This window comes from Dialister sp. i34-0019-2H8, from assembly GCF_042846925.1.
Taxonomy (GTDB): Bacteria; Bacillota; Negativicutes; order Veillonellales; family Dialisteraceae; genus Dialister.
Window position 1 is genome coordinate 924498 of the sequence record NZ_BAABYQ010000001.1, and the last position, 22045, is coordinate 946542.

A 22045-nucleotide genomic window follows, 5' to 3' on the forward strand; every position below is an offset into this window, starting at 1 on the left:
AAGTTTATAAGAGAGGTGCCCTTTTTATGGAAAGAAGAAGAGTAGTAGTGACTGGCATGGGTGTGGTTTCCCCCGTCGGTATCGGCGTCGATGCATTTTGGAATGCCCTTTTGTCGGGCAAATCCGGTGTAACGCCGATCACAGAATTTGATCCCACGGATTTCCCTGTCAAGATCGCAGGCGAAGTCAAAGATTTCGACCCCGTCAAATATGTGGGTGACAAGAAGACCGTCCGTCACATGGATAGAAATGCTCAGTTTGCTGTTGCTGCCGCAAAAATGGCAGCCCAAGATGCGAAGCTCGATATGAGCGTAGAAGATCCGAACCGCGTCGGCACCATCATCGGTACCGGTATCGGCGGGATCAAGACCATGGAAGATACCGTGGAACGCATCGAAAAACGCGGTCCGGGAAAAGTGAATCCATTCGCAGTCCCGATGATGATCGCCAACATGGCCTCCGGTATGGTCTCCATCACCTTCGGCCTGCAGGGTCCGGTCCTGACTGACGTCACCGCCTGCGCTTCCGGCAACAATGCCCTTGGCAGAGCGACCCGCATGATCCAGTGGGGCGATGCGGATGTGATGTTTGCCGGCGGTACCGAAGCGGCTGTCGCAAAGACACCGATGGCTGGTTTTGCTGCTATGCATGCGCTCTCTTCCCGTGAATGCCCGCCGGAAGAAGCATCCTGCCCCTTTGATGTCCGTCGTGACGGTTTCGTACTCGGTGAAGGCAGTGGTGTCCTCATCCTTGAAGAACTTGAACACGCAAAGAAGAGAGGCGCGCACATTTATGCAGAGGTCATCGGCTATGGCACGAATGGCGATGCTTACCATATTACAGCTCCGCGTCCGGGTGGTGAACTCGCAGCTCGCTGCATGAAGAATGCCATCGCGGATGCAGGTATTTCTCCGGAAGATATCGACTACATCAATGCACACGGCACCTCCACCGGCCTCAATGATAAGAATGAGACCAAGGCGATCAAGGAAGTCCTCGGTCAGCATGCCTATGACATCGTCGTGAACTCCACCAAGTCCATGACCGGCCATCTTCTGGGCGCTGCTGGTGCGATCGAAGCTGTCGTCTGCGTACTTTCTATCATGAATAACAAAGTCCATCAGACACTGAACCTTCAGACTCCTGATCCGGAATGTGACCTTCACTACGCGGCTGAAGGCCCGGAAGACCGCAAAGTCGATGTGACCATGTCCAATGCTTTCGGCTTTGGCGGACACAATGCCGTTGTCATCATGAGGCGCTATGAAGAATGAGACATGCTGAAGTGAGAAGAAGAGACCGTATGGCAGAAATTGAAAAGTTTGCTGCGGAAAATGAAATTCCCGTGCAGAATGCACAACTTCTCAATACAGCACTCACCCATACCTCGTATGCGAATGAACATAAAAATGAAGTCATTCATGACAATGAACGACTGGAATTCTTAGGGGATGCCATCCTGGATCTGGTCATCGGGGAATACCTTTTTCTGCGTTTCCCCAGCTGGCCGGAAGGGGAGCTGACCCGAGCGAAGGCGAGCGTCGTCTGCAAGCCTTCCTGTGCGGAATGCGCAACGAAATTCCATGTGGGCGACTACATGCGTCTGGGCCGCGGAGAAGAAATGTCCGGCGGCCGCACCCGTATCTCGATCTTAGGCGATGCCTTCGAAGCTGTCATCGGCGCGATCTATCTCGATAATAACTATGAGGTAGCATCCCGCTTCATCTTGGGGCACATGAAAAAATTCCTCGATCTTATCGATCAGGGAGACTATGACCATGACTACAAGTCTGACCTGCAGGAAATGGTACAGAAGCACGGAGATGTGAATATCTCCTATGTTGTCACCAAGGACGAAGGACCGGCACATGACAAGACCATCTGGATGGAAATCCACATCAATGGCAAAGTCATGGGGGAGAGCGTCGGAAAGAATAAAAAAGAAGCAGCCCAGCGGGCTGCCAAAGAAGCCATCCGAAGGATTCAGCTTGGTGAAACCGTATGATGGGAAAAGCTGCCGTAAGGCAGCTTTTTTGCGTGTTCTGCAAGGAAGAAGAAATCCGCGCCGGGCGGTTTGAGGGGGACATAAAGTTTGAAAGCAGGTATTAGATGCTTCAAGTGACTGGTGATTAGGGACTAGGCAACATCGGACTCCCGTATCGTCATTTCGAGCGCAAGCGAGAAATCTTTGTCATTCGCGGCCTAGCGGTCAATGATTGGAAATTCCAAACGGGAAACCTGATACCCACTTACTTTCGGGTATTGTCCATATATATTCGCGGCGCTTCCTTATTTTTATGCGCCGCACCTGAACCCCGAACCCCGAACCCCGAACCCTTAAACCATTCATCCCATTTTTTCAGAAGAAATCGAAAATATCCTTGACATTCCCATAGGTGAATGCTATTCTAATATCGTAAGTTAGCACTCGAGAATAATGAGTGCTAATAAATTCAGGTGATACATATGGCACGTAGAATCAATCAAGAAAGCACCGGACACGGTGTGAATGAACTGAATGAAAGAAAACGGCGTGTCCTGTGGGCGGTGGTGCAGGACTATGCAGACACGGCCGAACCGGTCGGTTCGCGCACGATCGCACGGAAGTATGACCTGGGCGTATCGAGCGCGACGATCCGAAATGAGATGCAGGACTTAGAGGATGAAGGCTATCTTGAGCAGCCGCATACCTCCGCTGGACGTATCCCTTCGATCAAAGGATACCGTTTCTATGTGGACTGGCTGATGCAGCCCGCTCCGGTCTCTTCGGAAGAAGAGCACATGATCGACCACATGCTGATGGATCATGTGAGCCGTCAGGAAGAGATCTTCCGGAATATGGCCAAGGCTGTAGCGGTACTGACGCATACGCTGTCGGTCGCAGCTTCTGCGGGACAGAAGAAGAAATTCAATTATGTCCGTTTCCTTCCGCTCGATGGCAGGCGGGCGATCCTCCTTGTCGTGACGGATCAGGGCGATGTATCGAATGCGGTGGTGGATATTCCGAAAGGATCCTCCTTCGACGAGATGCAGCTCCTAGCGGATAAGCTGAATCATTTCCTGCATGGCAGAGAGATCGACCATACGGATGAAGAGATGATCCTTTCCTTCCAGCGCGACGTAGAGAAGGATCTGACACCGTATCTGTCGGTCTTTCAGGCACTGCAAAGGGCTGTGAGCCCGCAGAAAGAGGTCTACGCCGGCGGGGCTTCACAGCTGATCGAGCAGCCGGAGTTTAAAAATGTAGAGAAGATGCAGGATATACTGAATCTCTTAGAGCAGAGAGACATGCTCGAAAGCATGCTTCTTTCCTCTTCCGATCAGCCTATCGCTGTGCATATCGGGACAGAAAATCCGATGAAGTCGCTCTCGGATCTGTCCGTAGTCAGAGCGCAGTTCACATCCGGCGGCCGGGTCATCGGCTCTGTGGCCGTCTTAGGACCGACACGGATGCAGTACAGCCGCATCGTCGGTATGATGCGCTTCATGCAGCAGCGACTGGATCTGTTATTAAAAGGGAAAACATAGGAGGCTCCTGGATGAAAGAAGATAAAAAGAAAGTCGACGTCGAAGAACCGATGAAAGAAACCGAAGCCAAAGAAGAAAAGAAAACGTCTCCCGTAGATGACTTGATGGATCAGCTCGGCGAAGCGAAGAAGACCGCCGAAGAAGCCAAGAACAAGGCAGAGGCAGCGGAGTCCAAGCTGGCTACGGCTCTTTCCCAGTACGTCAGACTGCAGGCAGACTTTGATAATTTCCGCCGCCGCACCAGAGAAGCGGAAGCGAAAGCTGCGGATACACATACCGCAGAAACACTGAAAGCTTTCCTGCCGGTGCTGGATAATTTCGAGCTGGCGCTTGCTCACATGAAAAAAGATGAAGGCGGTGCGGCTTATGTACAGGGCTTCGAGCTCCTGCAGAAACAATTCGTCAAGATCCTAGAAGGCTTCGGCGTGAAGGAGATCGAAGCACTGGGAAAGACCTTCGATCCGCATTTCCATGAAGCGGTCATGATGCTCCCGGCAGATGACAAAGAAGACGAAACCATTTCTATGGTATTCCAGAAAGGGTATCTGTACAAGGACAGCGTACTCCGCGCAGCGAAGGTACAGGTCGTGCATAACGGCTAACCGATGGGACGCTCTGCGATTCCATTTCTCTATATAGATATAGCATTTCGTAAGTACAAATAGAAAGAAAGGGGACATTTCAAATGTCAAAAGTTATTGGTATCGATCTGGGGACTACAAACTCTGTTGTTGCCGTCATGGAAGGCGGCGAGCCTGTCGTCATTCCGAATGCGGAAGGTTCTCGCCTGACCCCATCTGTTGTCGGCTTCTCCAAGACCGGTGAACGTCTGGTCGGCCAGCTGGCAAAACGCCAGGCGGTATCGAACCCGCATCGCACCATCGTTTCCATCAAACGTCACATGGGCAGCGACTACAAAGTCACCATTGATGACAAATCCTATACTCCGCAGGAAATTTCTGCGATGATCCTGCAGAAGCTGAAGGTCGATGCAGAAGCTTATCTCGGCGAAAAAGTCACCGATGCAGTCATCACCTGCCCGGCTTATTTCACCGATGCACAGCGCCAGGCGACCAAGGATGCCGGCAAGATCGCAGGGCTGAATGTCCTTCGTATCATCAACGAACCGACCGCATCCTCTCTGGCTTACGGCCTCGATAAGATCAAAGACGGCAAAGAACATCGCTTCCTCGTCTATGACCTCGGCGGCGGCACTTTCGATGTATCCATCCTGAATCTGGCGGATGGTGTCTTCGAAGTCGAAGCCTCCAACGGCAACGGCCATCTCGGCGGTGATGATTTCGATGCCCGCGTCATGGACTGGATCGCTGAAAAATTCAAAGCACAGAACGGCTTCGAACTGAAACGTGATCCGATGACGAACCAGAGACTGAAGGAAGCAGGCGAAAAAGCCAAGATCGAGCTGTCCTCCGTCATGAGCACGGATATCAACCTGCCATTCATCACCATCGACTCCGATGGTCAGCCGGTCCACTTCGATGCGACCCTGACCCGCGCAGAATTTGATAGAATCACCGAAGACCTCGTACAGGCGACGGTAGAACCGATCGACCTTGCGATGAAGGATGCAGGCCTTTCCGTCGGTGATATCGATAAAGTCCTTCTTGTCGGCGGTTCTTCCCGTATCCCGGCAGTACAGACCTTGATCAAGAATAAATTCGGCAAGGAACCATCCAAGGGCGTGAACCCGGATGAATCCGTCGCTGTCGGCGCTGCTGTTCAGGCCGGCGTCCTCAAAGGCGAAGTCAAGGACGTCCTTCTCCTCGATGTCACTCCGCTGTCCCTCGGTATCGAGACCCTGGGCGGTGTCTTCACGACCATGATCAAGAGAAATACCACCATCCCGACCTCCAAGTCTCAGGTCTTCTCCACCGCAGCTGACAATCAGCCGTCTGTAGACATTCATGTCCTGCAGGGCGAACGTCCGATGGCAGCGGACAACAAGACCCTCGGCCGCTTCGAACTTTCCGACATCCCGCCGGCTCCACGGGGCGTACCGCAGATCCAGGTCACCTTCGACATCGATGCAAACGGCATCGTCCACGTCTCTGCGAAAGACCTCGGCACCGGCAAGGAACAGAAGATCGATATCACCTCTTCCACCGGCCTTTCTGATGAAGAGATCCAGAAGATGCAGGACGACGCAAAGGCACATGAAGAAGAAGATAAGAAGCGTAAGGAAGGCATCGAAGCCAAGAACAATGCGGAAGCACTGATCTACCAGGCGGAAAAGACGGTCAAAGAACTCGGCGACAAAGCAGATGCTGCCAAGGTCAAAGAAGTCAATGACGCCATCGCTGCCCTGAAAGAAAGCCTCAAAGGCGATGACACCGCGAAGATCAAAGCCGATGCGGAAGCACTCACCAAGCCACTGCATGAACTCACCGAAAAGCTGTACCAGCAGGCACAGCAGGCGCAGGCACAGCAGCAGGCAGGCGCTCAGCAGGGCCCGCAGCAGGGACCTCAGGCAGGTGCCAAGAAAGCCGATGACAATGTAGTCGATGCCGATTACAAGGTCGTAGACGACGACAAGAAATAATTGATCTCCTGCAAGGGGATCATCATAGAGAAACTCAGAAGGTTCTGAAGGTTCTACGGATTTCCAGAAAACGGGAAGAGAGCGGAGCCTTCAGGACCTTTTGAGGCATTTCTAAGGAAACACTGATTCTGCGATTTAATCAGCGTTTCCCTAATTTCTTTGAGGATAGAAAAGAATGGCAGACAGCAGAGATTACTATGACGTGCTGGGCGTCAACAAAAGCGCCTCAGACGATGAAATAAAGAAAGCATATCGCCGGCTGGCACGCAAGTACCATCCGGATCTGAATAAAGACAATCCAAAAGCCGCGGAAGAAAAATTCAAGGAAGTCAATGAAGCCTACCACGTTCTCTCCGATGCGGACAAGAGAGCGCAGTATGACCAGCTCGGACATGATGCCTTCACGCAGGCTGCCAGCGGCGGCGGTGCGGGCTACGGCGGCTTCGGACAGGGCGGCTTTGGCGGTTTCGGTGGACAGGGCGGCTTTGGCGGCTTCGACATGGGTGATATTTTCGACATGTTCACCGGCGGCGGACGCAGACGGAGCAATGGCCCAGAGCAGGGCGCTGACCTCCGCTATGATATGGAGATCACCCTTCGCGAAGCAGCGACCGGTATCAAGAAGAAATTCACCGTACCGAAGAATGATACCTGTACCCATTGCCACGGCACCGGTGCAGAACCAGGCTCCTCCGTTGAGACCTGCCCCGACTGCCACGGTACCGGACAGCAGCGTGTGGTAAGGAATGGTCCTTTCGGACAGATGGTGAATATCATCACTTGCCAGCACTGTCAGGGCAGCGGCAAGATCATCCGGAATAAATGCTCCGAATGCCGCGGCACCGGCACGATCCGCGTGAAAAAGACCATTGAAGTGAATATCCCGGCCGGTGCTGACACCGGTGTGCGCATGCGCGTCTCCGGCGAGGGTGAGCCAGGCAAGCGCGGCGGTCCGAAGGGGGATCTCTACGTATACATCTACGTGAAAGACGATCCGGACTTCGAGCGTGACGGGGATGATCTCTACAAGAGCGTAGACATCACCTTCCCGGTCGCAGCTCTTGGCAGCACCATCAAGGTCAAGACCCTTGACAAAGAGGTCGAGCTCAAGATCCCCGCCGGTACGCAGAGCGGTACCCGATTCCGCATCATCGGCGAAGGCATGCCGCACCTCCAGTCCAGCCGGAAGGGCAATCTGTACGTGGAAGTCAAAGTCACCGTACCAAAGCGCCTGAAGGAAGAACAGAAAGAAGCCCTCCTGAACTACGCCCACCTCATGGGAGAGGACTGCGCGCAGTACAAAGGAAAGAGCTCCTGGCTCGATAAGATCATCGATAAGTTTAAGTAAGACGTAAGACAGGAACGCCCCGCGAATGGGATCTATTCGCGGGGCGTTCTTTGCGTGGGAGTGGCCTTTTATGAAGAAGGAAGGGTCACTTTTTTCATCGGCTTGCGATGCTATGGATAGAAGCGGGAGAGAGCTTCCCGGAGAAATCGGAACCACTCACTTTCTCATCCTAGGCAGAGAAGAGGGCGGGGAAGAAATCAAGCGGTTCTCAAACGTTTCTCCCTTGAAAGGCTTTGCCTGGGAGAAGCTGAAAAAGGTAAAAGACAAGTGAAAAAAGACAGGATGCGATCCGAAACCGAATAAAGTGGATAGCATTGACGACAAGATCAGACTCGCCTTTAAGTCAGTAGAAGTCCTTACTACGGTAAGGACACCCTCGAAAATTCTACGCTCCCAGCTTGGCGTTCGATTCATTGGATCTGACCATTCGACAGGATGGTACTCTGTCTTTTTGCGTGGAGTATTGCGAAACATTAAAAAAAAACAGGCCAGAATGGAATATTATATGTGAAGATGTAAAAAACTTTTCAGGGAAGCCCTATAGAAATAAAATAGACTTATTGGCTGGAGGAGTGCCCTGCCCACCTTTCTCCGTTGCAGGGAAGCAGCTTGGAAGTGATGATGAACGGGACCTTTTTCCAGAGGCATTACGTTTAATCGAAGAAATTAACCCCAAAGCGGTAATGCTGGAAAACGTCAGAGGATTTTTAGACCCAGCATTTAAAGACTATAGAGAATCCATTTTAAAAAGAATTGACGAATTAGGGTACAATGTTCAGATAAAATTGCTCAATGCATCGGATTATGGCGTTCCACAGTTACGACCGAGAATTGTCATTGTCGGAATCAGAAAAGATGTTCAGGGAAAATTTAGCTATCCACTACCAACATCAGAAAAAGTTAAGACAGTGGGGGAAACTTTATTAGACTTGATGAAGAAGAACCAGTGGCAAAACGCAAATGAATGGGCAAAACAAGCATCAACAATAGCTCCCACCATAGTAGGAGGTTCAAAAAAACATGGGGGACCTGATTTAGGTCCTATAAGAGCAAGAAAAGCATGGGCACAGTTAGGAGTAGATGGAAAAGGTATTGCTAATGAAGCGCCAGAAAAAGATTTTGAGGGAATGCCACGATTAACTCCAAGGATGATAGCTAGAATTCAGGGATTTCCTGATACCTGGAATTTTGGAGATAAAAAAACGGCAGCATGCAGAATGATTGGAAACGCATTTCCCCCTCCTGTAGCAAAAGCAGTGGGAGAAGAAATAAGAAAGGTACTTGAAAAATAAAATGGAGACGCTACTTGCAGAAGCACGGAAAAAATATCATGAAAGTCTGCTCAAATATGGAGTACTAACAATTAATGAGAAAGGAATCCCCAGTAATGCAGATTCTGCTTCTAAATTATCCATTACCATTGCGCGTGGAATTGCGGACCAGCTCATGGTGGAAACCCACGATAAAGCAGTTGGACAAACATCTGGAGCAAAGTTTGAACAAATTAACATGGAATTTTTGAAATCTACATTTCCAAAACTTCAAAACTTACGCCCTGGGAAATGGCATATTGAAAAATTAGGTAATCGAAGCGGGACTAAAACAAGCAGTTTTGCCCAATACGAACATTTAGAATATCTAAGTAAAATAACGAAAGATAATCCAGAACTGGTTACTTGTATAGGAAATAATTATATTGTTGCTCCGGATATTGTGATATATCGAGAATTAGAAGCAGACGAAGAAATCAATAAAATGCAGCTACTAGTAAATGATACAGTATGTAAAATGGCCGATATACGAGCAAGTAATGGAGGTCGGCCGATTCTCCATGCATCTATTTCTGCTAAGTGGACAATGAGAAGTGATCGAGCACAAAATAGCCGTACGGAAGCATTGGGACTAATTCGTAATCGAAAAGGGCACTTACCCCACATTGTTGTTGTAACCGGAGAACCAATGCCTGGCCGTCTTGCTTCGTTGGCGCTTGGTACAGGAGATATTGATTGCATGTATCATTTTGCTCTGTATGAATTAATCAAAGCAGTAGAAAAATCAGGAGCTGAAGATTCTATTGAAATGCTCCATTTATTGATTGAAGGTAAAAGGATAAAAGACATAAGTGATTTACCGTTGGATTTAGCTACCTGAAAACAATTTTGGGAATTTATCATATTAGAGAAACAAGGCGGATAGTGTGTGACTAAAAAATAATGAAGCGCCGCAGAGGTTTGGCTGGTAATTGAACCTCTGCGGCGCTTTATATTATTTTGCGCCGCACCGTTCCCATTGAACCCGCAGAACCCGTTGAACCTTCATGAAATTTTTGCACCATTGCCTTCTGCATGATACAATAGAATGTGAATTTTTAGGATAATTTACAAGGAGCGAGTGATGACGGATTTCCTACCTCATGTTTATGGACAGGAAAAAGTTAAGAAGGAATGGAAGCGGCTTCTCGAGGAGAGGCGGCTTCCGCATACGATGATCCTGTATGGCGATGAGGGTCTCGGAAAGACGACAGTTGCTTTTGATCTTGCAGGGGTGCTGACGGGGAAGTCAGGAAAGCTCTGGGAGGAGATCCGTCTCTGGCAGCGGGAGTCTTCCGGCAAGGAGCCGGTCGTGACCTTTGCGGATCATCAGGTCTGGTATCTTCGTCCGATGGGGATGGAGCTCAAGATCGAGCAGTTCCGCCTGTTTCTGGACGCGATGGCAACATTCGATGAGACGGTGCATGTGTGCATCATCGATGAAGCGCAGACGATGATGGATCCGGTGGCAAATTCGCTCCTGAAGACCTTAGAGGAGCCGGAGGGAAATATCCATTTCATCCTCATCACGCATGATCTTCACGCGCTGCTTCCGACCATCATTTCCCGTGGTGAGCGGTTTGCCTTCCTGCCTCTTTCGGAGGGAGACTATCTCTCGCTCATGGCGTCGGATCCGAAGAAGTATCACTTCCCGAAGGGAATGGATGCGAAGGTGCTCTTCCAGCTTTCGGAAGGAAATCCGGGGATCACGCTGGAGGTCTGTGATGAAAAGGGAGAGGCAGAGCCGCAGTCGGCGATGGATTTCTGGAATATCCTGACGCATGATGCGATGCCTTTTGCGACACTCTCCGCTATGGAGCTGGGGGAGAGGAAGGATTTCCTGCGGCGGCTTCGCTGGATCCGTCTGGTGGGGCGCGATATCATGGTGATCGCAGAGACGGGGGATGCTTCTCTTTCCCGCTGCGGGTCGGTCGCGGGACGCGAGGCTTCTCTCGCTTCTTTCTGGGACCGCGGTCGGGGCGAGGAAGCGATGGGCGTGCTGCAAACGGCAGAAACGGCGGTTTCCCGATATATCAATAGTAAAAATGTATGGGATTATATTCTCATCAGTTTGGAACATATACAGAAAGGCAGCCAGAAATGGAGCAGATCGTAGGTGTCCGGTTCAAACCGGCAGGGAAAATATATTATTTCGATGGCAATGACCTGGAGCTTCACTTGGATGACGGGGTCATCGTGGAGACGTCGCGCGGGCTGGAGTATGGCTATGTGGTGACGATGCCGACTGAGGCGGAGAAGGATGAGGAGAATCCGATGAAGCCGGTCATCCGCAGGGCGACGATCAAGGATATGGCGCAGCTGGAGCGGAATAAGGCGAGGGAGAAATCGGCTTTCGATATCTGTCTCCAGAAAATCGAGAAGTTCAAGGTGCCGATGAAGCTCTTGCGGGCAGAGTATACATTTGATAGAAATAAGATCGTTTTTTTCTTCACCTCAGATGGGCGTGTCGATTTCAGGGAATTGGTGAAGGAGCTGGCTGCGGTCTTCCATACGCGCATCGAGCTTCGTCAGGTGGGCGTGCGTGATGAGGCGAAGCAGGTCTCGGGGATCGGCTCGTGCGGACGGCCGCTGTGCTGCGCGACGTTCCTCGGAGATTTTGCTCCGGTGTCGATCAAGATGGCAAAGAATCAGGGACTGTCGCTGAATCCGACGAAGATTTCCGGGGTCTGCGGGCGTCTTATGTGCTGCCTGCGCTATGAAAATGACCAGTACACGGGGGATAACAACCGCAGGAAGAAGTGCTGTGCGATGCAGCAGAAGGGAAAACAGTTCCGTGTCGGCATGAAGGTCATCACGGATGAAGGCATGGGACAGGTGCTGTATGTGAATTCACAGAAGCATACGGTCAAGGTGCAGCTCGATGGACAGAAGACGAAGACGCTTTCCTGGGATGTGGTAGAGCAGGTGGAAAATGACTGAGTGGACACTGAAGGATGGCGAGCGGCTCGATGATCTGGTACGGGATGGTATGCGTCTCATCCAGCGTCCGGATCAGTTCTGCTTCTCGGTGGACTCCGTACTGCTCGCGCACTATGTGAAGCCGAAGGCGAAGGATCGGATCGCAGACCTCGGAACGGGGACCGGCGTCATCTCTCTCCTCGTATCGGCTCTGGGCGGAAGGGATATCACGGCTTTTGAGGTGAATCCCGTCATGGCAGATCTCGCGCGCCGCAATATAGCGGGGAATGGGAAAGAGGATCGGATCCATGTGGTCGAGTGTGATTACCGGAAGGTGAATGAAAGGTTTCCTTCCGGCTCTTTTTCGTTGGTGCTGGCGAATCCACCCTATCGCGAAATGGGGACGGGGAAGATGAGCATGCTAGAGGGTGTCGCCAGTGCGAGCTATGAGATGAATGCATCGCTCACAGACGTTTTCAAGACAGCGCAGTATCTTTTGAAATACGGCGGCCGCCTCGCGATGGTGCATCGTGCCGATCGCACGGCTGATCTCATAGCCATCGGACGGTCGTATCGCATGGAGCCGAAACGGATGCGTTTCATTTACGCCAGAAAAGGCCATACTGCGGTGCGAGTCCTCATCGAGTGGAAGTATGGAGGAAATCCGGAGCTCACGGTAGAGCCGCCGCTCCTCCTGCATAACCGAGACGGATCGTATACGGATGAAGTGCTGGAGATATATGGGAAATAAGGACGACCGTAGGGCGGCTTTCTCAGAATTGTGCTTGGACTCCTGGCTCGAATTAGAAATTAGGAATTAGAAATTAGGAATGGTGGTGGCGGCTTCGCCGCAGTATAAATAGTGCGTTTCCCTCGGCTATTTAAGGAGGATGTCGACGACGCTATGTATAAAAATCCATATGAAATCTGATTCTGTGATTGAATCAGCGTTTCCTTAATTTCTAGCTACTTCTCTCGTCGTTGAATCATTAATTGAATGCCAGTGATCCTGAAAATGCAACACCAGTCACAAGTCACCAGTCACCAGTCACTAAAATATACAAACGGAAGGAGCTATCCCATGAGTGAAATCAATCCCGGCACCCTCTACTTGGTGCCGACACCGATCGGAAATCTGGAGGATATCACAGAAAGAGCGGTGGAGATCCTGAAGCAGGCGGACATCATCGCGGCGGAGGATACCCGTCATACTCGGATCCTGCTGGATCATCTGGGCATCGCAGGTCATGTCGTATCCTACCATGAACATAATAAAAAAGAAGCAGGGCCGAAGCTCATCGAAAAGCTGCTCGATGGACAGTCGGTCGCGCAGGTGAGTGATGCAGGGATGCCGGTCATCTCTGACCCCGGGGCAGATCTGGTGCGTCTGGCACTTGCAGAAGATCTCCCCATCGTGCCGCTCCCGGGACCGAATGCCGCGCTGACGGCACTTGTGGCATCGGGCCTCGATGCCAGGCAGTTTGCTTTCATCGGATTTCTGCCGAAGATCACCGCGAAGCAGAAGAAGCTTCTGATGGATATGAGCCGTGTGCCTGTGACGCTCATTTTCTATGAAGCGCCGCATCGCTTGAAGGAAACGCTGGATACGCTCATCAAATATCTCGGAGACAGACAGGCTGTGACGGCAAGAGAGCTCACGAAGAAATTCGAGACCTTCCGGCGGGGGACGCTGAAGGAGCTCCGCGCCGAGCTGGATGAAAATGACCCTAGAGGTGAATACGTCATCCTTGTCGAGGGCTGGAATGAGGATATGGCAGAAGGGGAAGAGGAAGAAGCTTCCTGGGAGGCAGAAGCACTGGAGCTGGCAAAGACACTTCCGCAGAAAGAAGCAGCGAGAAAGATCGCAGCGAAGTTCCATATGGGACGGCGAGACGTGTATCAGTACTTACTCAAAAATGGTGACTAGTGACTGGTGACTAGTGACTAGTAGCTGGTGGCTAGGGATTAGGGATGAGGGGCTCTCTTGTATCGTCATTTCGAGCGCAAGCGAGAAATCTTTGTCATTTGCGGTTCAGCGGTCAATGTTGGGAAATCCCAAACGGGAAACCTGCTATCCGCAGACACTAGGGCATCGCCCCATATATATTGCAGCGAAGCTGCCACCACAACCCTGAACCCTGAACCCTGAACCCTGAACCCTGAACCCTGAACCCTGAACCCTACAACTTTTATTTTCTTTCCATTTCCCTACATAAGCGGTATAATAATTTAAATATGCATACAAAACGAAACACTTTCGTTTGACCAATAGAGGCAGGAGGAATCTGAATGAACGACAAACCGAAATACTATATCACCACGCCGATTTACTACCCCAGCGCGAAGCTGCACATCGGGCATACATACTGCACATCCATCGCTGACAGCATGGCTCGTTTCAAGCGTCTTGACGGCTATGATGTCTTTTTCCTGACCGGATCGGATGAGCACGGACAGAAGATCGAGCAGAAGGCAGAGGAAGCCGGTGTCACGCCGATCGAGTACACGGATAAGATCGTAGGCATGTTCCAGCAGCTGTGGAAGGAACTCAATATTTCCAATGATGACTTCATCCGCACCACCCAGAAACGTCATGAAAAGGTCGTACAGATGCTCTTCCAGCGCTCCTATGATAAGGGCGATATTTACAAGGGCAAGTATGAAGGCTGGTACTGCGTGCCATGCGAATCCTTCTGGCCGGAAAATAAGCTGGATGAGAATCACACCTGTCCGGACTGCGGCCGTCCGCTTCAGAGAGTCAGTGAAGAAGCGTATTTCTTCAAAATGTCCAAGTATGCGGATCGCTGGATGAAATATGTGGAAGAGAATCCGGGCTTCATTCAGCCGGAATCCCGCCGCAATGAAATGATCCAGTTCGTCAAGAGCGGGCTGGAAGACCTTTGCGTCTCCCGCACGAGCTTCTCCTGGGGCATCAAGGTACCGTTTGACCCTAAGCATGTCGTGTATGTCTGGTTTGATGCACTGGTCAACTACCTGACCGCGGCGGGCATCGTCGACGATCCGGAAAAATTCAAGAAGTTCTGGCCGGCAGACGTGCATCTGGTGGGCAAGGAGATCGTCCGTTTCCATACCATCATCTGGCCGATCATGCTGATGAGCCTTGGCATCGAGCTGCCGAAGATGGTCTACGGCCACGGCTGGCTCATCGTAGACGGAGAGAAAATGTCCAAGTCCAAGGGCAATGTCGTCGATCCGATCCCGCTTCTGCAGGAATTTGGCTCTGATGCGATCCGCTACTACCTTCTGAATGATATCCAGCTTGGGCAGGACGGCAATTTCAGCCGCGACAGACTGATCGGACGTATCAATTCGGACCTGTCGAATGATCTCGGGAATCTCCTGTACCGCTCTCTTTCCATGGTGGAAAAATACAGAAAGGGCGTCCTGACCAAGGGCGATGCTTCTTCTGATGAGACAGTGGCAGCTGCTTCTAAGGAGATCGAAGATAAAGCAGCTGAGACGCTTTCTGCATTCCGCGCAGGCATGAATGGCTGGAAGATCAATGATGCACTGAAAGCGGTATGGACCTTTGTCCGTGCGCTCAATAAATATGTCGATGTGACCATGCCATGGGCACTGGCTAAGGATGAGGCCAAGGCACCGCTTCTCGATGCTGTCCTCTATCATCTCTGTGAAGGCATGCGTTTCGTCTCTTTGATGGCAGAGCCGGTTATCCCGATCGCGTCTGAAAAGATCTGGAACCAGCTGGGACTTACCGATTTCAAGGATGCAGCCTACAAAGACCTCGTCTGGGGCGGTATTGCTGACGGCACTCATATCAATAAAGGACCGCAGCTCTTCCCGCGCATTGAGATCGAAAAGGACGAGGAAGCACCCGCACCGAAGAAAGTAGAGAAGAAACAGCCGAAGAAGGAAGAGAAGAAAGAAGAAAAGAAGGAAGCGATCTCCATCGACGATTTCTTCAAGACAGACCTTCGCGTAGCAGAAATCCTGACGGCGGAAAAGGTGGAAAAATCCAAGAAGCTCATCAAGATGACCGTATCTCTGGGCGATGGAGAGACGCGCACCGTCGTGAGCGGGATCTCCGAATACTATCAGCCGGAAGAGCTCATCGGCAAGCACGTCATCTTTGTGTCGAACCTGAAGCCGGCAAAGCTCATGGGGATCGAGTCGCAGGGGATGATCCTTGCTGCGTCGAAGGATGGAAGCCTCAAGGTGCCTTTCGTCGACATGCCTGCCGGCAGCCGGGTGAAATGATGGGGCTCTTCGATACCCATGCGCACCTGTACGACAAAGCCTTTGACCGTGACAGGAAAGAGGTCATCCATCACATATTCGAGACGCTGGACTACGTGGTCATCCCTTCCGAAGACCTTGTGACCAGTGAAAAAGCGGTGGCTCTCGCAGAGAGCCACCCTTCTCTATATGCAGCAGTCGGCATCCACCCGCAGGTGACAAAGGATGCGACGGAGGAGGCGCTCGCAGCCATTGCTGCGCTTGCCCGGACGCATGACAAGGTGAAAGCGGTGGGGGAGATCGGGCTGGACTATTACTATCTCTACACGGATAAGGAAACGCAGAAATACTGGTTTGCCCGCCAGATCGAGCTTGCCAAAGAGCTTGACCTTCCCATCCTCATCCATGATCGGGACGCCCATGGAGATACGCTCTCGATCCTGAAAGCACACCAGGGAGGAAATCTGCGGGGGATCCTTCACTGCTTTTCAGGGAGTCTGGAGACAGCGAAGGAACTCATGAAGCTCGGCTTCTACATTTCCTTTGCAGGGCCTGTCGTTTTTCCAAAGAGCCTGAAGCTCAAGGAAGTCGCCAAAGAGATACCGATGGATCGGCTCCTCATAGAAACGGACAGTCCTTACCTCACCCCGCCGCCCTTCCGCGGGAAGCGAAACGATCCGTCCAACGTCCGCTTTGTGGCGGAAGAGATCGCCCGTCTCAAGGGGGTATCGGCGGAAGAGATCGCAGAGCAGACGAAGCGGAATGCGATGGAAGTGTATGGGATAGAGGAGTAAGGTTTGACGGGTTCAGGGTTCAGAGGTAGCCCGCGGGGTGTGCGCTCCCTTGATTGCGTTTGAAAGCCTCGTTTGAATGAGGAATAAGGTGGCGGCTTCGATGTGCAATATACATTCGGCGCGAAGCGCCGCACTCCTGAAGTTTGAAAGCAGGGATGAGTGACTAGTGACTGGTGGCTTGAATACCACTTTCAGGCATCGCCCCATATATACTCGCGGCGAAGCTGCCACAATATAGCCTTCCCCTCGAGGGGAAGGTGCCGAGCGCAGCGAGGCGGATAGGGTACTGGCGTTATGAAAGAGAGATGCGGAAAGATGCGTAGTTTCCTGCATTTCTTCTGTAAACATACAACGTTATACCGCGAACGAAAAAGATCCCTCGACTTCGCTCGGGATGACAATACGTGGAATACCCTCGCCTAAAATGGCGGCGCTTCCATATTTTTATGCGCCGCACCAACACTTCTCACTTCTAACTGTATTCGTATATTAAGCCCCCATCTGAGATGGGGGACCCGGTGGAGCCGTAGCTTTGCCTAGAGTATAAAAAATCCTCCAGTGTTAGAATAAAGAGGGTCTAGCAAACCACTTTAGCTAACAAAGGAGGAGTCCAAATGGACAACAATAGTATAGCTCATACCAAATGGAATTGCACATATCATATCGTATTCATCCCAAAATATCGCAAGAAAGTATTCTACGGGCAAATGAGGAAAGATTTGGTTGAAATCATCCGAAAATTGTGCGAGATGAAGAAAGTGGAACTGATCAAGGGAGCTGCATGCGTGGATCATGTGCATCTGTATCTCGGGATACCGCCGAAGTTGAATATATCAGACGTAGTAGCCTATATCAAAGGGAAAAGTGCGTTAATGATATACGACCGGCATCCCGAGATAAAAGCCAGATGGGGAGAACGGCATCTCTGGGCACGAGGCTATTATGTAGAAACCGTCGGGAATATCAACGAAGAAGTTATCAAGCGTTACATTTCAGAGCAAGAAGAAAGCGATAAGTTCGAGAAGTAAGTAAGACGAATAAGCGAAAGAGTCGCCATAGGCGGCTGTAAGTACAAAGACGATTTGCTAGACCTGCCATAGGCAGGTGTCAGTACAAAACCCCGGAGGGGTTCCAAATAAACCCCCATTTGAAATGGGGGTTGCTAACTGGCGTGCAGAGCTTTCATCCTCAATCAAGGGACGATACGCTACACGAGCGAACCCCGAACCCTGAACCCTGAACCATTTATTTTATTTTTCCCCCTTGCATTTCATCTTCGAAACGGCTATAATATAAAAGCTTGCTTTGATGCAGGCAACTTCTCTTCCCATGGAGAGCATGGGACATAAGTCCAAAAAGGAGGCGAATTTCGTGAAAAAGTATGAAGTTATGTTCATTGTGAATGCAGCTAATGATGAAGTCATCAAAGCTGCTGTCAAACTGGTACAGGACACTATCACCAGAATCGGTGGTACCGTTGACAAAGTTGATGAATGGGGCAAACGTCATCTTGCCTACGAAGTCAGACACCAGAGCGAAGGCTACTACGTAGTAGTAGATTTCCAGGCTGACCCGGCAGAGATCAAAGAACTTGACCGCGTTATCAAAATTCATGAAGAAATTATCCGTCACATCATTGTAAAACAGGATGACTAAGAGGTAGCACAATGAATTCAGTTCAAGTTATGGGTAATCTGGCACGAGATCCGGTCGTCCGTGCAACAAAGACCGGCCGCGCTATGGCATCTTTTACCGTGGCAGTGAATCGTTCTTTTACAACGCCTCAGGGTGAACAGAGAGAGATCACAGACTGGATTAACGTTGTGGCTTGGGGAAATCTGGCGGAAGCTGTAGGAAATCAGCTGAAAAAAGGCAGCCGCGTTTTCGTGGAAGGCCGTTTTACTACTCGTTCCTACGATACACCAGACGGACAGAGAAGATGGGTCAGCGAAGTGACTGCGAATTTCGTAGCGCTTCCGATCGGCGGATTCTCGCATTCCCAGCAGCAGCCTTCGGGCAATGCTTTCGGCGGAAATAATGGCTATACTGGCAATAATGGCTACGGCGGAAACAATGGCGGCTTCAATAACGGAGCTTCCCCATTCGGCCAGAGCCAGCCGCAGGGCCAGCCGAAGAGCAGTTTTGGTCAGTTCGGACAGGCTTCCAAGGATGAAGACATTCCGTTCTGAGATACATTGATTTTGGAGGATAAACTAGCATGATCAGAAGAGATAGAGTAAGAAGACCGAGAAGAAAGGTCTGCCAGTGCTGCGTAGATCACGTAGACACCATTGATTACAAAAACATTGCCGCACTTCGCCGTTTCGTTTCCGAAAGAGGTAAGATCCTTCCTCGCCGCGTAACTGGCACATGCGCTAAACATCAGCGTAAGATCAATCTCGCTATCAAGAGAGCAAGAGCTATCGCTCTGCTTCCTTTCAGCGCTGACTAATCAGAAGCGGAAGATCCCAAGACTTCAGTCTTGGGATTTTTTTATTGGAACGGGCGCAATGGAGAAGCCACTGTGCATAAAAATCCGAAAGTGCTGCGAGTATTTGCGCAGAGCGTAAGCTCTTTCCCTCTTACCGGGAAAGCAGACTGTCAGGTTCGACGCCTTCCTAAACCCCTAAATTTGTAGCATCCCATTCTCGTCTATGTTACAATAAAGCTAAGTTTATCTCGATGGAGGTGTCCTATGAAATATAGAAGTACAAGAAGCAGTGAGACCGTGACCGCACTGGAAGCGCTGGTGAAAGGACTGGCGAGTGACGGCGGACTCTATGTGCCATCGGAGCTGCCAGCGCCTTTTCTGGCAGCTGATGATCTGATGCATCTTTCTTATGAAGAGCTGGCGGCTTATGTGCTGTCTCATTTCTTCACCGATATCCCGGAAGAGGATATGAAGAGGCTGACGCATGATGCATACACCGGGACATTCGAGACACCGGAGATCGTGCCGGTGAAGACGATGTCGGAGTCCTTCTCCATGGCAGAGATGTTCCATGGAAGGACCTGTGCATTCAAAGATCTTGCCCTCTCTCTCTTCCCGTACCTTCTGGTGTATGCCAAGAAGCAGCAGAAGGATGAGAGGGAGGTGCTGATCCTGACTGCGACCTCCGGAGATACCGGCAAAGCGGCGCTGGAAGGCTTCCGCGACGTGCCGGGGGTACACATCATGGTCTTCTACCCGTCTCACGGTGTCAGCCCGCTGCAGCAGGATCAGATGCAGAAGCAGCTCGGAAATAATGTGAAGGTCGTCGGCATCGAAGGCAATTTCGATGACGCGCAGGGTACGCTGAAAAAAGTCTTCGGCAGTGAGCTGCGCGAGAGATCTGCAGAGAAGGGCGTGCTTTTCTCCAGTGCGAACTCTATCAATATCGGACGCCTTTTCCCGCAGGTGGTGTACTATGTCTGGATGTGGCTCTCACTTTTGAAGCAGAACTCCATCGGGCCCAAGGAGACCTTCAATGTCGTCGTTCCGACGGGAAATTTCGGAAACATCTTGGCGGCATGGATCGCCAAACAGATCGGTACGCCGATCGGCGAGCTCATCTGCGCCTCCAATGAAAACAAGGTCCTTGCCGATTTCTTCAAGACGGGTACCTATGATATCAACCGTGACTTCCACCTGACCGAAGCTCCGTCGATGGATATCCTGATTTCTTCGAATTTTGAGCGCTTCCTGTACTTCATGACCGGCTCGAAGGAAACTGTGGCTGCTGATATGCAGGCGCTGAAAGACACCGGCATTTACTCCCTCTCGAAGGAGGCCATGGAAAAGGTCACTGGCGAGATGAAGGGCGGCTGGGCATCGCCAAAGGCCATGGAAGAAGCGATGACGAATGTCTACGACAAGTATGACTACCTCATGGATCCGCATACGGCCATCGCCTATGCAGTCTATGATGAGATGAAGAGAAAGGGAGAGATCCCGCGTCATACCCATACCGTTATCGTCTCTACGGCGCATCCCTATAAATTCCCCGGCATCGTGGCAAAGTCACTCGGTCTTACGCCGAAGGATGATCCGTATGATACCCTTCGTATGATCGCAGAAAAGACGGGCATCGCGATCCCCAGACAGCTCGGTGAGCTTGAAAGCAGAGAGAAACGATTCACAGATGTGGTCGATCGAACGGAAATGGCAGAGTCGATCGAAAAGTATGTGGACGAGATTTGTGAGAAGGATTAGTGACTAGTGACTGGTAGCTGGGTATCAGGAGTGACTGGCGAACAGAAAGAGTGCCATCTTCGGGTATCGCCCTAAGGAAACACTGATTAAATCGTTGTCTGATTTCATTCTTGGATTTTTATGCAGAGCAAGGAATCATCTGACGCGAATAGCGAGCTATTTAAGGAAGATGATGACGAAGCTATGTATAAAAATCCATATGAAATCCGACTCTGCGATTTAATCAGCGTTTCCTTAAATAAAAGGGTGTGAAGCGGCACTCCGATTAGCCTTCCTCTGAGGGAAGGGGGATCGCTCGTGCCAAGCCGACAACCAATAACAAATAACCAAAAGAGGTCTGATGCTATGATACAAAGAAATGGGGATGAAAGAGCGGAGCGGCGTTTCCGTATCGCGCTCTTTGGGGTGCTGCTGCTCGTACTGGTGGGCGTGCACTTCGTAGATCCGTCTTTCTATCCGACGATCTACCAGCTCTCCATGGACGGGGATCTCAAAGGTACCATTGCCTACCTCAAGACCTTCGGCGTGTATGCGGCCTTCATGAGTTTCTTCATCGATGTCGTGATCAATGTGGTCGGATTCCTTCCTTCCATCTTCATTTCGACCGCGAATGGGCTTATCTTCGGCCTCTTCTGGGGGACGATCATTTCCTGGCTGGCAGAAACGGTGGGCGTCATCATCTCCTTCTACATGATGCGTACACTCTTCCGCGGGATGGCACAGCATGTGATCGCGCAGAGCAAGACGCTGACGAAGCTCGGCTCTTATGATTCCTGGCAGGCGATGGCGATCGCGCGTGCGATCCCCTATATGCCGAATGGTCTTGTTACGGCTGTGGGCGCTCTTTCGAATATGTCCTTTTACCACTACGCGCTGGGCTGTCTCGTCGGGAAATTCCCTTCGGTGGCTCTCGAAGTCATTCTGGGGCATGATGTGGTGAATTTCGGAGATAATTCGCTGCGCCTGACGATCATCATCATCGCTGTCGCTGTCATCTACGGCGGCATTTGGTGGTATACGAAGAGGGAGAAAAAGTGACTTGTAGCTAGTGACTAGGGGCTAGAAATTGGAAAACCGCCAAGCGGCATTGGGCTGCTTGGCGGTTTTTACGTGGGAAATTTAGGGGCTAGGGATTGGGGATTAGGAGGGGCTGGGTTCAACGGGTTCAGAGGGTTC

Annotated in this window: 21 protein-coding genes; all 21 read left to right on the top strand. The window is 51.0% G+C overall.

The features are described from left to right. Nucleotides 1-26 precede the first annotated feature (26 nt). The 21 genes from fabF to ACGG9R_RS03830 all read left to right on the top strand — a co-directional run bounded on the left by fabF (nucleotide 27) and on the right by ACGG9R_RS03830 (nucleotide 21907). Entirely contained in the window at nucleotides 27-1274 is a 1248-nt protein-coding gene (gene fabF, locus ACGG9R_RS03730) for a beta-ketoacyl-ACP synthase II (RefSeq protein ID WP_390151611.1), read from the top strand. Between the two features lie 29 nt (nucleotides 1275-1303). Further along, nucleotides 1304-2005: a ribonuclease III gene (gene rnc, locus ACGG9R_RS03735; RefSeq protein ID WP_390151614.1), complete on the top strand. Its 702-nt coding sequence runs from the start codon at nucleotides 1304-1306 to the stop codon at nucleotides 2003-2005. A 461-nt stretch (nucleotides 2006-2466) separates the two neighbouring features. Then, nucleotides 2467-3528: a heat-inducible transcriptional repressor HrcA gene (gene hrcA / locus ACGG9R_RS03740; RefSeq protein ID WP_390151617.1), complete on the top strand. Its 1062-nt coding sequence runs from the start codon at nucleotides 2467-2469 to the stop codon at nucleotides 3526-3528. A gap of 11 nt (nucleotides 3529-3539) precedes the next feature. Beyond that, the gene (locus tag ACGG9R_RS03745; RefSeq protein ID WP_390151620.1) at nucleotides 3540-4130 is read left to right on the top strand and encodes a nucleotide exchange factor GrpE; all 591 of its coding nucleotides are present in this window, start codon (nucleotides 3540-3542) and stop codon (nucleotides 4128-4130) included. 83 nt (nucleotides 4131-4213) lie between these two features. After that, complete coding sequence (gene dnaK, locus ACGG9R_RS03750; RefSeq protein WP_022106523.1) at nucleotides 4214-6088, top strand: molecular chaperone DnaK; 1875 nt, start codon at nucleotides 4214-4216, stop codon at nucleotides 6086-6088. Nucleotides 6089-6263: 175 nt separating this feature from the next. Next, nucleotides 6264-7436, top strand: coding sequence for a molecular chaperone DnaJ (dnaJ, locus tag ACGG9R_RS03755; protein WP_390151623.1), 1173 nt, complete (start codon nucleotides 6264-6266; stop codon nucleotides 7434-7436). A 70-nt stretch (nucleotides 7437-7506) separates the two neighbouring features. Beyond that, nucleotides 7507-7707: a hypothetical protein gene (locus tag ACGG9R_RS03760; RefSeq protein WP_390151626.1), complete on the top strand. Its 201-nt coding sequence runs from the start codon at nucleotides 7507-7509 to the stop codon at nucleotides 7705-7707. A gap of 184 nt (nucleotides 7708-7891) precedes the next feature. Beyond that, nucleotides 7892-8728 (top strand): DNA cytosine methyltransferase, encoded by an 837-nt coding sequence (locus tag ACGG9R_RS03765; protein ID WP_390151629.1) that lies wholly within the window; start codon nucleotides 7892-7894, stop codon nucleotides 8726-8728. Next, entirely contained in the window at nucleotides 8718-9587 is an 870-nt protein-coding gene (locus ACGG9R_RS03770; protein WP_390151632.1) for an NgoMIV family type II restriction endonuclease, read from the top strand. The genes ACGG9R_RS03765 and ACGG9R_RS03770 overlap by 11 nt, the downstream gene beginning before the upstream one ends. Nucleotides 9588-9830: 243 nt before the next feature. Then, the gene (locus tag ACGG9R_RS03775; RefSeq protein WP_390151635.1) at nucleotides 9831-10862 is read left to right on the top strand and encodes an AAA family ATPase; all 1032 of its coding nucleotides are present in this window, start codon (nucleotides 9831-9833) and stop codon (nucleotides 10860-10862) included. Then, on the top strand, nucleotides 10847-11686 hold the full coding sequence (locus ACGG9R_RS03780; protein WP_390151637.1) for a stage 0 sporulation family protein: 840 nt from the start codon (nucleotides 10847-10849) through the stop codon (nucleotides 11684-11686). The genes ACGG9R_RS03775 and ACGG9R_RS03780 overlap by 16 nt, the downstream gene beginning before the upstream one ends. Further along, a complete protein-coding gene (locus tag ACGG9R_RS03785; protein ID WP_390151640.1) occupies nucleotides 11679-12416 on the top strand; it encodes a tRNA1(Val) (adenine(37)-N6)-methyltransferase in 738 nt (245 codons plus the stop codon). The genes ACGG9R_RS03780 and ACGG9R_RS03785 overlap by 8 nt, the downstream gene beginning before the upstream one ends. A gap of 330 nt (nucleotides 12417-12746) precedes the next feature. Next, the gene (gene rsmI / locus ACGG9R_RS03790; protein ID WP_390151643.1) at nucleotides 12747-13592 is read left to right on the top strand and encodes a 16S rRNA (cytidine(1402)-2'-O)-methyltransferase; all 846 of its coding nucleotides are present in this window, start codon (nucleotides 12747-12749) and stop codon (nucleotides 13590-13592) included. Nucleotides 13593-13954: 362 nt separating this feature from the next. Beyond that, complete coding sequence (gene metG, locus ACGG9R_RS03795; RefSeq protein WP_390151645.1) at nucleotides 13955-15904, top strand: methionine--tRNA ligase; 1950 nt, start codon at nucleotides 13955-13957, stop codon at nucleotides 15902-15904. Then, nucleotides 15904-16677, top strand: coding sequence for a TatD family hydrolase (locus ACGG9R_RS03800; RefSeq protein WP_390155068.1), 774 nt, complete (start codon nucleotides 15904-15906; stop codon nucleotides 16675-16677). Before metG ends, ACGG9R_RS03800 begins: the two co-directional genes overlap by 1 nt. 614 nt (nucleotides 16678-17291) lie before the next feature. Then, on the top strand, nucleotides 17292-17705 hold the full coding sequence (gene tnpA / locus ACGG9R_RS03805) for an IS200/IS605 family transposase (RefSeq protein WP_045172396.1): 414 nt from the start codon (nucleotides 17292-17294) through the stop codon (nucleotides 17703-17705). A 343-nt stretch (nucleotides 17706-18048) separates the two neighbouring features. Then, a complete protein-coding gene (rpsF, locus tag ACGG9R_RS03810) occupies nucleotides 18049-18333 on the top strand; it encodes a 30S ribosomal protein S6 (protein WP_390151648.1) in 285 nt (94 codons plus the stop codon). An 11-nt stretch (nucleotides 18334-18344) separates the two neighbouring features. Beyond that, nucleotides 18345-18866 (top strand): single-stranded DNA-binding protein, encoded by a 522-nt coding sequence (locus tag ACGG9R_RS03815; RefSeq protein WP_022106509.1) that lies wholly within the window; start codon nucleotides 18345-18347, stop codon nucleotides 18864-18866. Nucleotides 18867-18898: 32 nt separating this feature from the next. Beyond that, a complete protein-coding gene (gene rpsR / locus ACGG9R_RS03820; protein ID WP_390155071.1) occupies nucleotides 18899-19129 on the top strand; it encodes a 30S ribosomal protein S18 in 231 nt (76 codons plus the stop codon). Nucleotides 19130-19372: 243 nt separating this feature from the next. Further along, the gene (thrC, locus tag ACGG9R_RS03825; protein WP_390151652.1) at nucleotides 19373-20869 is read left to right on the top strand and encodes a threonine synthase; all 1497 of its coding nucleotides are present in this window, start codon (nucleotides 19373-19375) and stop codon (nucleotides 20867-20869) included. 345 nt (nucleotides 20870-21214) lie between these two features. Further along, nucleotides 21215-21907: a TVP38/TMEM64 family protein gene (locus ACGG9R_RS03830; RefSeq protein WP_390151655.1), complete on the top strand. Its 693-nt coding sequence runs from the start codon at nucleotides 21215-21217 to the stop codon at nucleotides 21905-21907. Nucleotides 21908-22045: the final 138 nt, after the last annotated feature.